Raw genomic sequence first — 12683 nt, forward strand, 5'->3', positions numbered from 1 at the left:
ATCAAATATTTGCATTATATTCGGTAAAAATATTCGCGTAGGTTAGCCATGTTATTTTTTCACAATGGGTTTTCACTTTTTCCAATACAAACCCAACCTATTACCATGCAAGGACTTAATTGACCTTGCTACCATTTATATTACATTTTATTGACCTCCTCTTTCCTAAACACATGCACAGGAAGTAAACCTCTATCAAATTACTCATGAAAGTTACACTCAAAGACATTGCAGAAAAGTCAGGATATTCGATATCAACTGTTTCGAGAGTTTTAAATGGCAGCGGAAACATCAGTACCGAAGTGCAAAAGCAGATCATCAAAATTGCTGAAGAACTCAGCTACCCTTTCTCCAAGTCAAAAATCCCTATTTACTCCAGTGGCAGCCTGCATATCGCTTTAGTCACCGATTTCAGGGAAGGCGAATTCTATGCTTCTTTCTTTTATGGTTTTAGTGTAGCAGCAAGAGAAACCAATGTTCAGCTCTCCCTGATTGATGTAGTAGACCATGAAGATCACCTCATTAAAACCATTAATGACCTTGATGAGCAGATAATCGATGGATTGTGCCTTTTTATGCCGGAAATGAACCAGGAAGACTATCATAACCTGCTTAATAATATTGTCAGTGACCTGCCGATGGTATCAAACGCAATGATACAGAGCCCGGTAGTACCCACTATAACCTTTGACGGCTATAGCGGCGGTCATCTTGCGGCTGAACATTTTATAACTAAAGGATATAGCTCCTTTGGTATTGTTAAAGGCCCTTTCGAGAAAGCTGAGTCAAGGTTCCGTTATAATGGTTTTAAAGATTACCTGGCTCAATCAGGGTATGAGCTAAGCTGGGAAACCACCGGGGATTTTATGTTTGATAGCGGAGTAAATGCCTATCAACAGTACAAAGAGCTAAACAACAGGCCCAAAGCAGTTTTTGTAACTAACGATTTAATGACCAAAGGTTTTTTAGAAGCTGCTAAAAATGATGGCCTACAGGTCCCAAAAGATCTTGCGTTAATTTCATACGATAACACTCCTATGTGCAGGGAAAGCTACCCCCCAATAACCGCCGTAAACACTTCATTTTCTGAGTTGGGGAAAGAAACTTTTAAAGTACTTAAAGACATCATTGCCAAAAAACATACACAAAACGGCACTCTAAGCCTGATTCCGGTAGATTTAGTGGAGCGAGAAACTGCCTGAAAATTTTAGGCAAAATTTTGTTTATTTTTTGCATAAATTTGCATTAATTCTCATAGCAATTGTGAATTGCTGCTCAGATTAATCAAATTTAGCCTTGCCTAATGAAAACTCTCTTTCTATTCACCTTTTATTTGCTATTCAGTCTCGGAATTTCAGCTCAAACTGTTGAGCCTTACAAAAACCCCGACCTCCCCATTTCTGACCGCGTTGAAGATTTATTGTCAAGGATGACACTGGAGGAGAAAATTGGCCAAATGGATCAGTTAAATATTACCCTGATTAATACAACGGGTGAACAACGCGATGTGGAACTGGTAAAAAGCAAAGCCCGCGAATACATTCTCAATCATCATATTGGTTCTTTTTTAAATGGGGAAGCGGTTCCAGCCCAGCAATGGTATGAGTTCACCAAGGCTCTGCAAAAAATTGCTGTCGAAGAATCAAGGTTGGGTATTCCCATTATCTATGGCATTGATCACATGCATGGAGCCAGCTACCTGGCAGGGGCCACTATTTTTCCCCACAACATAAACCTTGCTGCTACTTTTGATGTTCAGCATTCCATAAACAACGGGCATATTACCGCCCTCGAATCCGCAGACCTTGGGCATCATTGGATTTTTGCTCCGGTACTGGATCTTGGTCGGAATCCCAAATGGCCCCGTCTGTACGAAACGTATGGTGAATCATATCATGTAGCCTCAGAAATGGGTAGCGCTTATGTAAAAGCACTTCAGAATAACCCCGATATAAGCCCTTATAAAGTAGCTGCAACAGGCAAGCACTTCTTAGGTTATTCAGATCCCAGATCAGGCTGGGACCGAACCCCCGTTGATTTATCCGGTCAATCTATCCATGAATTGCATGCACCCGCCTTTCAAGCTGCCATCGATGCAGGTATGAAAACCATCATGGTGAACAGCTCTGAAATTAACGGCATACCAGTTCATGCTTCCAAAGAAATTCTAACCAATCTGCTTCGCGGTCATATGGGATTTGACGGTGTGATTGTTACAGACTGGGACGATATTGGCAAACTGGTGAACTATCACTATACCGCAAAGGATTATACGCAAGCTACAGAAATGGCTCTGAACGCCGGAATTGACATGAGTATGACCCCTACCTCACTGGCATTTAGCGAATCAGTGATGGAACTTGTTAAAAGTGAACGAATTTCAGAATCTCGTATTGATGAATCTGTGAGAAGAATCTTAACCCTAAAATTTGAACTCGGTTTATTTGAACATCCTTATCCACGCAACGACCGCTTTGAGCGTATTGGCAGTAATGCGAACAAAGCCAAGGCAAGAGCTGCTGCTGAGGAATCTATCGTACTTCTAAAGAATGAAAATGCAGTACTTCCTCTTGTAAAATCACCTGAAAAAATCTTACTGGTCGGTCGCTCTGCAAACTCCAAGCGAAATCTTTCCGGTGGTTGGACCGTAGGTTGGCAGGGCGCTGAAGAGGAGCGTTATCCGAAGGATATGCATACCATTTATACAGCTCTGAAAGCTGAATTTGACCAATCTACCATTACCTTAATGCCGGAAAATACATCAACCAAAGACTTGCAGTCAGCTGCCAGAGAACATGACCTCATTATAGCTGCCATCGGTGAGGAACCTTATACAGAATTTGTGGGTAACTTAACCACACTTGAACTTCCTGCTGATCAGCAATCACTGATAACCACCGTAGCCGCTTCAGGAAAGCCCGTTATCGGAATATTTGTAGGCGGTCGCCCCTTAATTGTATCGGATGTATTGGATGAGATGGATGGCTATCTATGGGCCGGGCTTCCTGGTTTCGAGGGAGCTGAATCCATTGCTAATATTTTAAGCGGGGATGTCAATCCAAGTGGTAAGCTTCCCTTCTCCTATCCGATCTACCCCAGTCACTTTGTTCCCTACAATCATAAACCCAGCGATGTATATTTCTTTGATCCGGAAGAAGCCAATTCCATCACACAAGGAGAAAAAAATGTATGGCAATGGCCGTTTGGCTTTGGGTTGAGCTACACCGAATTTGAATACTCGGATTTTACCCTTTCTGCGAACACTCTTAGCGTAGATGAAACGATTACTGCAAGCATAACAGTGACCAATACCGGTGAAAGAGCGGGTAAAGAATCTGTAATATGGTATTTGCATGACCAGGTAGGCACGGTTACACGTCCCGTAAAGGAAGTAAAGCATATGAAAAAAATATTCCTGGAACCAGGCGAATCAAGCATCGTTCAGTTTACCATTGAGCCAGACAAAGATCTGGGATTTCCTGATGAAAATAGACGCTATAGACTCGAGCCCGGGAAGTATACGGTTATGGTTAATAACGAGAAAGTTGACTTTGAGCTTCTACAAAATCAGACCCCATAATTTACTTTTAGCGTCCTGCGATCCCTGAGTAAACAATTGTCTAAACAATAGCTTTAGTATAACTTGTCAATTACACTGTAATCTAATTTAGATTCCCCATATGACTGATCAGAACAAGTCTTACCGCACCGCCTTCATCGTTGTAACTGTACTATTTTTCATGTGGGGATTTATCACCGTTTTGGTCGATGCCCTAATCCCTCGTCTCAGGGATGTATTTGAGTTGTCTTACTTTGAGGCAGGTTTAGTCCAATTTGCTTTCTTCACGGCTTATTTTGTGTTTTCTATTCCCGGAGGCTACCTCATATCACGCATTGGATACAAAAAGGGGGCAGTCACTGGTTTGGTCACTATGGGACTCGCCTGCCTGATGTTCTATCCTGCTGCGGAATTCCGCGTCTTCCCCATTTTCCTGATGGCTCTTTTTGTGTTGGCCGGAGGCATTACCATTCTGCAGGTAGCGGCCAATCCGTATGTAGCCGCTTTGGGCCCCGACCGGACCTCATCAAGCCGTCTAAACCTTGCTCAGGCTTTTAACTCTTTGGGAACCACTATTGCCCCTTTGGTGAGTGCGGCCTTTATTCTCAGCAGCAGTGTGGCTTCCTCTCAAGAAGTTGCGGCTATGACTGAGGCTCAGCAACAAGCCTACTATCAAACGGAAGCAGCAGCCGTACAGGGACCCTTTATCGTACTGGCCGTAGTGCTGATTATACTTGCGGGCCTCTTTGCTGCCTTCAATCTGCCGAAGATACTGGAAGGTGATGAAAACAAAGGTGGTAGTTACCGGCGTGCCCTAAAGTCCAAACATCTGATGTTTGGAGCCCTGGGGATTTTCGTATATGTTGGCGCCGAAGTGACTATTGGCAGCTACCTGGTAAACTATTTCCTCTCTTTGGATATCGAAGCACTGGTAGCCTCAAGTGCTGCCATGACTTCCATAGCTTCTTTTCTTTCAACCATCTTTTCCGATGTCACCATTGCAAACATGACGCCCCCGCAACTTGCCGGCACCTTTGTATTCTTCTATTGGGGCGGAGCCATGATTGGACGATTTATTGGTGCCGGTTTGATGCAGAAGCTTAACGCAGGGAACCTGTTGGCTATCTATGGCGGCATCAACATTGTTCTTATTTCTTTCAGTATGATGAGCGGAGGCTTAACCGCTATGTGGACTTTACTCTGTGTGGGTTTGTTTAATTCTATCATGTTTCCCACCATTTTTACTCTTGCCATCAAAAAGCTGGGACCAGACACTGCCCAAGGCTCCGGAATTCTATGTACGGCTATTGTCGGAGGCGCTATCATCCCTCCTCTCTACGGTGCCTTAGCGGATTCTTTTGGATTACAGATTGCACTGCTATTGCCAGTATGCTGCTACCTGTACATTTCCTGGTATGGTAAGATAGGCTCTAAAATCGCTTTGAATACTGTCTAAGCTTAGTAATGTGAGTTCGATATAAACCCGTCATTGCTGTAGAGATTAGGTAATTAGGTAACAAAATTTTGTTAGTAAGACCCTGAAAGGGTTTAATACGAATAGCCCAGGGTAAAACCGCCTAAGCGGGAGCAACCCTGGGTAGCGTGTCAGCAATAAAGAACCCGAGGCTTGTAGGATGTTAAGTTATGAATGTTTGTCGAGGGTTTGGCAAATATGTGATCTTTGGGGGATTAGGTGCCCAAGCTTCGTTCATCGCCATCAACCTGTCTACCTTTGGGGCGAAGCTTGTTTTTTCTATCTCCGACACCCCGGGTTGCACCTGTTTGCTCCCCGCAAGCTGAGGCCCCTAAACAAGCTTACCCGGGGCTATTGATGTTTGACCCTTTCAGGGCCTTCATAGTAACTAAAAGTGTCTGCAAATTATCTAACATCTACAATTTGCGAAGGCTGCCGTGACCGGAGGGTGCACGACCTGTGGCAATCTCCAGTATAATGCCTTTGAGCGTTGTTTGGGAAATCGCTTCGATCCTAATTCCTCGGATGATGATCAGGCCTTTTTTACATCATTCTTATCTCAAACTCACGTTAGTTTTCTCTCTTTCTTAATAGACTTCCTAAAGCATAAGGGAATAACTAATCCTGTTGTATAAGATGAGGTATAGGATCTAAGAAATTCTGATGGGCGTTCATCTTTTCTTTTATGGACAACATTTCTTCTTTGTTTGAAAACTTTTCTTTAGTGACAAGAAATGCGGACCTGGCTTCATCAATAAGAATTTTAGATTCAATGCCAAATGTATCTTTTATCTTCCTGGCATAAGAAGTGGCTTCGCTTTTATTTTCGAACACACCAAGTTGCAGTCGATACTCAAAACTGGAGTTTAAAGTAGGAATCTCCCGTTCTGACTTTGAAATAAACAGGCTTTCTAAATCGGTAGATTCAAGCTGTTCTCTTTTATAGTCCTCTGCGGCCTCCTCAGAGTCGAAGTTGCCGGCTCGAACCATATACAATTTATTCTCCGGATCTTGTTCAACGAAAACCTTCGAAACTCCATAAGCTTTTTCAAGCTCGCTGAGATATGCTCTTGCTCGGTTAGCATTAGAAAAAGCCCCAAACTGTACGCTATAGCTGTTCGGTACATTTATCTTTCTTGCACTGCTATCATAGCCACAATTAGTGACCAAAGCCGCTTCTTTTTGGTCTTCAGAAACCGCATCAAATACTGAACTTACTTCCCCCAAAGATTGATAACTTTTCGTTCGGACCATGTACAAACCTGTGGCTTCGTGCATGATCACATGGGCCTGTTCTTTATTGAGTTGGTTGGCTACTGAAGATGCTCTACTTAATGTCTCAACAGAGCTCACCTGAACACAATACTCCTGCTTTCCGCTTTCAATTGATTCAGTGCCAATGTTGTATTCTTCCGATGCTCCTTCTCTTATATTAACTGGATCGTCCCCTCTACCCATACCCGTTTGTTCACCTTGAAGAGCATCTGAAGAAGACTCTTCATTTTGTTCTTCAGGCACCAACAAGAAATTTAATCCCTCTACAAAATCCCCTTCCGGGATAGCCTCAATTTCAAAACGCAAGGTATCAGGTACGGATTTGACCCCAAGTTTCGTGAGGTTTCCGCTATCAACCACCATGTAATACCGCCCCGGTGGTATCTCATAAGAATAAAAACTTCCGTCAGAGAAGGTTCGGATTTCTTCCTCGTAATCACCCTCTTCTTCACGCAGTAATAAGCGTAAACCAGCCACTCCTCTCGTGCTGCCATCAGCATATCTGCGTTCAACTACTCCTTCCATCACGCCCGACATATAAAAGGGAATCTCTACCTTCTTAAATCGATTGGGATCGGTAATCAAGCCAAACTGTTCGAATTCAGGAACCAGCATCGGATTGGCTAACGCCCCTTTATTCATTTCAAGATTGTAGTAATAGTAAGGCTGCATTTGGGTAAGATATAAAACCCCGTTTTTCATCACTGTCTGAGCACCGGAGCGTTGTACCCGAACGGCATTGGCATTTATCTCTTCATCCTCTGAGTCGTAGCTATTGTTGCCATTATTATCCACATATAATTTTACCGCCGTACCTGAGCGGCCGACCTGGTCCCGGCTGGTGAAAATGAAATTATCGTAGTTAGAGTCATACCCTATAGAGCCCCGGACATTTTGTGTAAAGTTGCCTGTATTTCGAATATTGCTGTAAGTGGAATTGGTACGAACTTTTCCAAAGTCAATCACCATGCTAAAGCGAATGGTGTTAAATCCGCCGGTAAAATTGCGTCCTGCTGCTACCTGGAAACGACCTTGTTGGAAAACATGCCTGGATAGCAAAAACTCTGCATTATCGACTTGCTGCAAGTTGGGTTGATAACGCATGGAAGCTCTAAGGAAGACGCCTCGCATGTAGGCTGGCAAATTTCTGTTCCGGGAGATGTTGTAGGTGGCAGCGCCCTCCATGTAGGCCGTTTGGGTAGGGTTCAGCAAATCAATAGTACCGGTATACCGGTCGCTATATCCCAGCCTTAAATTCAACTTACCCAGGCGCATATTGGCATCCAGGCGTACGGTTGCGGTATTCGCTGATTCCCGGATGCGTGAAAAAGTAGAAGCCCTCACACTTATGGGAATACCCAGAAGTTCTACCGGGTAAAAAACACTGGCCGTTATTCTTTTTTGGTCATTGGAAGGATTATAAAAGCCCACATTACTGCCTTCCATAAAATCGGTATAATCAATATTGATACTGGCAGAGTTTGGGTAAATAGCACTGAATATCCCACGATAATATACCTCAGAAGCCACTTCTGCAGTTAAGATATATTTCTTTAAGATGCGGGAAGATAGAGAGCTTGTGAATGTGGGTAACTCTTCATGATAATCTTCATAGTATTCCACTCCTGCTTTGGCCGTCAACCAGTCCGTGAGTCCATAGGAACCCGTACCCTGTGCAGTATAACTCAATTCCGTACTACCCAAAATCGGATTGTCCAGACGACCCGCATTTAAGGTGTAGTTAAACACCCCTTCAGGTTGAAAGGTAAACGGCACCTGTATACGCTGAGCCCGTTCAATAATCTGTCCTGTAGGGCCATAAATTCTAAGGTTTAGTCTTGACGTCCCATAGGTTATGGGTGTCAAAAAGCGATAATCCCCCATCTCATCCGCCTGTTGAAAATCAATGAGGGCATTGTTCAGGTATAGCTCAACTTCAGAGTCCGGAATCGTATTCCCCTCAATCTCAAACTCATCAAAAAGCCTACGGGGCTCAATAGGTTCGTTGGTCAGCCGTATGCCGGTATATTGGCTTCGGGTTACACCATCGGTGGTAGTTTGGCCTATAGTCAGCTTGCTAAGCCATGACTGATCACGATACATATATCGCCAACGGAGATTGTTGGTTCCGAAATTGCCAAACTCATCCGAATAACTCCCAAAAATGGCACCTTGTAAATCCCCACCATACAACTGGAAACCCACATTCGTATTAAAATTATACACATTTTGGGAAGTGGAAACATTAGAAGAAAGATTGTAATCGATGAACCCGGCATCCAGAAATGGGCGTTCCCGATCATATCGGAGATCGTAGCGTTGTTCTCTGAATTGATTCTGATCGGCCAGTTGACGGCGCTGTCTTCGCATGGCTTCTGCAATGGCAGGCAATTCGCGAAAGGTTTCCAGGTTCAGCGTCAAGTTGTTAAAATCGATGGTAAAATCCAGATCAAATGCTTCTGCAAATATATCCGCCCGGAGATATGAGTCTAACTCTTTATGAATATAGTCAACGGAGGATATCTCTGTTCTCTGCTCCCCAAACCGAATGACATTGGATTCAAAGTTGATTAGATAGGGAATTTGATCGACCCCAAATTGTCCTGCTATATTTAAGCCTTCGGAGCGGTGATCAATACTAAACAGGGAGAAAAGCTCACTGACTGGGAGAAAGAATTCGTTATCCCGATAATAGGTAATGACTACCGTATTAATTACCCCTCTGTGACGAAAGTCGAGGTAAACCTCAAACTCTTCCGGATCCTCGTTTTGTGCTTGTAACGGTTTCCAAAAAGCCTCGATGCTACAGAGACCAACTATTGCTGAACCTATGATTGCAAACCGCCAAAAATTTTGCACTTAGTCAGGGAATCGTTACCGTCGTGGTTGCAGTTACGGGTTGCATTTGGACGAGTTCGTCTGCGGGGATATCACTACGTCTCGTTTCATACTGTATTTCAATGGTATAATTTCCTGATTCTATATCATCTATCGTCAATTCTTCCCTGTGGGTACCATCAAAGTATAAAGTAGTAGAAGTCACATTTTCTTTAACTACATTGCCAGAATCATCTTTAAGCTGGGTTGTTATCGTTCCTAAAAAGGGTGAATTACCCAACCTTTGAAAGTCTGCTAAAACAATCAAGGAATCATTATTTATGAGTGGCCTGATTTCTTCTACTTCAATACCCGTACTTACCTCACCTTTCTTTAAAAATATTCCTGAGATTTGCTGAATATTTATTCCCACTCTTGCCGTAACATTGTCGGAAGATTCTACTTCGACAGGAGGACTGACCGGGTTAGAAGAAGTCCTAATTCGTGCCCAATAGGTTTTTTCATCAAGATTAGCTGGAGGATTAACCCTTATTCTTACAACCTGTCTGCGCCCCGGATTTAATGTAAAATCCTGAGGAAAAGCACGCATATATTCCACAAGTGAATACTCTGATGCAGTCGTAGAATCGTCAAATACCAAACTTCTTATTCCAAGACTATCAGTAGAGGTATAACCAAAAAGAAAATCAACTGATATCTCTTGGTTCTCCTGCGAATTATTAATTACCAGATACGTCGCAAAATTTGAATTAGCATCTATAAACAAATTTGTAGGTGCAATAGCAACTTGTGAATAAGCATTAGTTGCTATGAAAACCCCCATTACCAAAAATATATATCGCTTCAAAACTTTTTCCATCATAGTATATTTTAGTATTAATCAACTAGAAGCTAATAAAAAAAGACCAACATTAATTATTTAACCAAAAAAAAGTCTCACTTGGTCAAGTGAGACTTTAAAATAAATCAACTGATACTTTTAATAACTGACTGTGACTGTCAATGCAGTACCACCTGCATTTGAGGTAGAATAACTTCCTGCAATTGCACCTGCTGAAGATAAGGAACCACCAATACTAATAGTCGCTTCACCGCTACCATCTAATGACAAAGATGCTGTTTTACTGGTTCCACCACCAGCTCCTGCTTTCTCTGTACTATTATGAGACAAAACTGGTTGAAAATTGATGGTATTTGTACCATCGCTGAGAACAACATCTGTATTCCAAACTATTTCAACTGTTGTGTTATTAGCACCCTGACTAATTGAAACAGCTCCAGGAGTATCTGAACCAGTATTGCTTGATGCAGTTTCTCCAGTGAAACCTGCCTGTATGTAAGCATTTGTGTTGTTGTCAACATCTCCAAAAACAATATCTGAGCCGCTTACTTGTAATACGTTTAATACATTAGCACTCGCATTGACTATTGCTTGCTGTGCCAAAGCCCCTGTTGATAAAATAGCCGCCAGGGCAAAAGCGGATAAAATGGTTTTTAAAGTTTTCATGAGTAGAGTAATTGTGGGGTTAAAAGTATGTTGTAAAATTCTTTAAAAATGTAATCAAGGTAATAACCGCCATCAAGTATACCTCTCTTTGTTAGAGGGTCTTAATACATAAGCTTGAAACCTTTTTTAACACTTTAATCAGTATTTAGACAACGCAAATTATACGCATAGCAATCCTGACTTAAATTTAGAATTTCTTAATGCAGGAGGTGCGAGGTGCGAGGTGCGAGGTGCGAGGTAAATTTTTATTTTCTGATGCAAGATTACAAATGATCACTACAAAAGGGATAAAACGCCGGCACTAACATACTTGCTCCCATACGTTTATTTCTGTTAGTTTTTTTTAATTTTCTGAAAATCTGTGCGGGGGAGAGAGATTCAAAATTGAAGATTAAAGATTGGGGTGTTAGAGAGAACCCAAACCTGTGCTAATCTATCAATCCGAATAATCCGCGATTTTACATGATGAAGTAGTGACTAAAACTTTATCGGTTTTGTGGTGTGAAGAGAACCATCAGACGGCCCTGAGAAATCGTAATCACAGGGCTTCAAACCAGACGTCAGATGGTTACCGTTCTTTAATTTGGACATTAGTCGGAGAAAAAATGAGGCAAAAAAGGACTGGACATTATCCGAGAGATTGCCACAGGCTGTGTTCCCTCCGGTCACAGCAGCCTTCGCAATGACCGGTTTTATATCGACACACGTTAATCTTCAATCTTCAATCTTCAATCTTCAATTTTGAATTTCCTGTCCCTGCCAATCCCTTTCATTCCGCGTTATGGTAAAGCTCCAGATTATCCCGGCCAGCACCATAATGCCTCCGTAAATCATAATCAGCGGTTTAACGGTTAGCCAGCCACTTTCCAGTACCAGCGAGGCAATGACCACAGAGATGGAATTCCCAATCGTAAACAAAAGCCATTCAGTGCTGAAGATCCGCCCCCTGAAGGTATCCTGGGTTCGCTTTTGCAATAACACCGTGCTACTTACCCAGTTGGCGCCGGATGCGGAATGGGCTAACAACACAAATATCAACATCAGGGTGATGCTATTTACAAAGCCTACCACCATGTACATCACCCCACAAAACAGGATGCTCAGCCCCATCATCTTCACCCAGTCCTTTTCATCCCTAAAAATTCGCCGGCCTATAATTGGGCCAATACCGGTCCCAAAACCCCGCGCCGCATACAGCAGTCCCAACCCAATGCTACCCATCATCAGTACTTCTTCACTTACGATTATCAGTAAATACACCAGTCCGCCCAAAAACATGGTGGAGGTTCCTTTGGCCAAGCTAGGTCTTAGAATGTGCCGGTTGCTTAGCAGGTAGCGCAGGCCCTCACTGATCCCTTTAAATGGATTACGGGTTCGTTTCAGTTCGGCGTCTGAAAGACTTTTTTGGGGAATGGCAGCCCGGTAGACAAACCAGGCAGATAGCAAGTACGTGAGGGTATCTAATATCAGCACGCGATCGGTGCCCAGCCATTCGGTGGCAAAACCTCCAATCGCCATTCCGGTGGTAAAAATAATGCTCCAGGTTGCTGTAGAGATGATATTGGCATTGGTGAGGTCTTCCTCGGAAGTGACGTTAGGGATGGAGGAAGTTTTGGCAGGCTCAAATACGGCAGATAGCATCATCTGTACCGCGGTCAATACATAGGCCAGCCACAGCATTTCGGGCGACTGCACCAGGATAATCCCCAGTACAGCCAGTCCGCGTAAAATATCACACCAAATCATCAGGCGCCGGCGATTGAAGCGGTCTGCGAAATAGCCCGCAATGGGAGAAAAGGCAGCCAGGCTGAGCATCTTAACCACGATAATCAGTCCCAGTAAAAACTCAGAGTCGGAATACCTGCCGATGATGGCATAGAGTGCCAATAGCCCAAACCAATCCCCGAAATTGGATATAGATTGTGCCAGCCAAAGCCGGCGAAAGTCGTGGTTTTCTTTTATGAGTTGAAGATAGGGACGGAGGTTTTCGATCATAATTCCTGACCGCCTATTTCCGAAATGCAGTTAAA

The 12683-nt window shown here is 43.1% G+C and carries 7 protein-coding genes; 3 read left to right on the forward strand and 4 right to left on the reverse strand.

What is annotated here, in order from left to right; all coding sequences use genetic code 11:
* Positions 1-206: 206 nt before the first annotated feature.
* The 3 genes from FN815_RS15080 to FN815_RS15090 all read left to right on the forward strand — a co-directional run bounded on the left by FN815_RS15080 (position 207) and on the right by FN815_RS15090 (position 5015).
* Positions 207-1202 carry a LacI family DNA-binding transcriptional regulator gene (locus tag FN815_RS15080; RefSeq protein WP_142455486.1) on the forward strand — a complete coding sequence of 332 codons (996 nt, stop codon included), beginning with the start codon at positions 207-209 and terminating at the stop codon, positions 1200-1202.
* Between the two features lie 101 nt (positions 1203-1303).
* Positions 1304-3580 (forward strand): glycoside hydrolase family 3 N-terminal domain-containing protein, encoded by a 2277-nt coding sequence (locus tag FN815_RS15085; protein WP_142455487.1) that lies wholly within the window; start codon positions 1304-1306, stop codon positions 3578-3580.
* 100 nt (positions 3581-3680) lie between these two features.
* A complete protein-coding gene (locus FN815_RS15090) occupies positions 3681-5015 on the forward strand; it encodes a sugar MFS transporter (RefSeq protein WP_142455488.1) in 1335 nt (444 codons plus the stop codon).
* Between the two features lie 636 nt (positions 5016-5651).
* Here FN815_RS15090 and FN815_RS15095 read toward each other — a convergent pair.
* From FN815_RS15095 to FN815_RS15110, 4 genes are all read right to left on the reverse strand, one after another.
* On the reverse strand, positions 5652-9167 hold the full coding sequence (locus FN815_RS15095) for an SPOR domain-containing protein (protein WP_142455489.1): 3516 nt from the start codon (positions 9165-9167) through the stop codon (positions 5652-5654).
* 4 nt (positions 9168-9171) lie between these two features.
* The gene (locus tag FN815_RS15100) at positions 9172-10008 is read right to left on the reverse strand and encodes a hypothetical protein (protein ID WP_142455490.1); all 837 of its coding nucleotides are present in this window, start codon (positions 10006-10008) and stop codon (positions 9172-9174) included.
* A gap of 117 nt (positions 10009-10125) precedes the next feature.
* Positions 10126-10653, reverse strand: coding sequence for a hypothetical protein (locus FN815_RS15105; protein ID WP_142455491.1), 528 nt, complete (start codon positions 10651-10653; stop codon positions 10126-10128).
* A 735-nt stretch (positions 10654-11388) separates the two neighbouring features.
* The gene (locus FN815_RS15110; RefSeq protein WP_142455492.1) at positions 11389-12648 is read right to left on the reverse strand and encodes an MFS transporter; all 1260 of its coding nucleotides are present in this window, start codon (positions 12646-12648) and stop codon (positions 11389-11391) included.
* Positions 12649-12683: the final 35 nt, after the last annotated feature.

Origin of the sequence: Gracilimonas mengyeensis, from assembly GCF_900182705.1 — a bacterium.
Lineage (GTDB): Bacteria > Bacteroidota > Rhodothermia > Balneolales > Balneolaceae > Gracilimonas > Gracilimonas mengyeensis.

Excerpts from the sequence above, each read along its gene's own strand:
- FN815_RS15080 (WP_142455486.1), top strand. The coding sequence starts at position 207 with ATGAAAGTTACACTCAAAGACATTGCAGAAAAGTCAGGATATTCGATA.
- FN815_RS15085 (WP_142455487.1), top strand. The coding sequence starts at position 1,304 with ATGAAAACTCTCTTTCTATTCACCTTTTATTTGCTATTCAGTCTCGGA.
- FN815_RS15090 (WP_142455488.1), top strand. The coding sequence starts at position 3,681 with ATGACTGATCAGAACAAGTCTTACCGCACCGCCTTCATCGTTGTAACT.
- FN815_RS15100 (WP_142455490.1), bottom strand. The coding sequence starts at position 10,008 with ATGATGGAAAAAGTTTTGAAGCGATATATATTTTTGGTAATGGGGGTT.
- FN815_RS15105 (WP_142455491.1), bottom strand. The coding sequence starts at position 10,653 with ATGAAAACTTTAAAAACCATTTTATCCGCTTTTGCCCTGGCGGCTATT.
- FN815_RS15110 (WP_142455492.1), bottom strand. The coding sequence starts at position 12,648 with ATGATCGAAAACCTCCGTCCCTATCTTCAACTCATAAAAGAAAACCAC.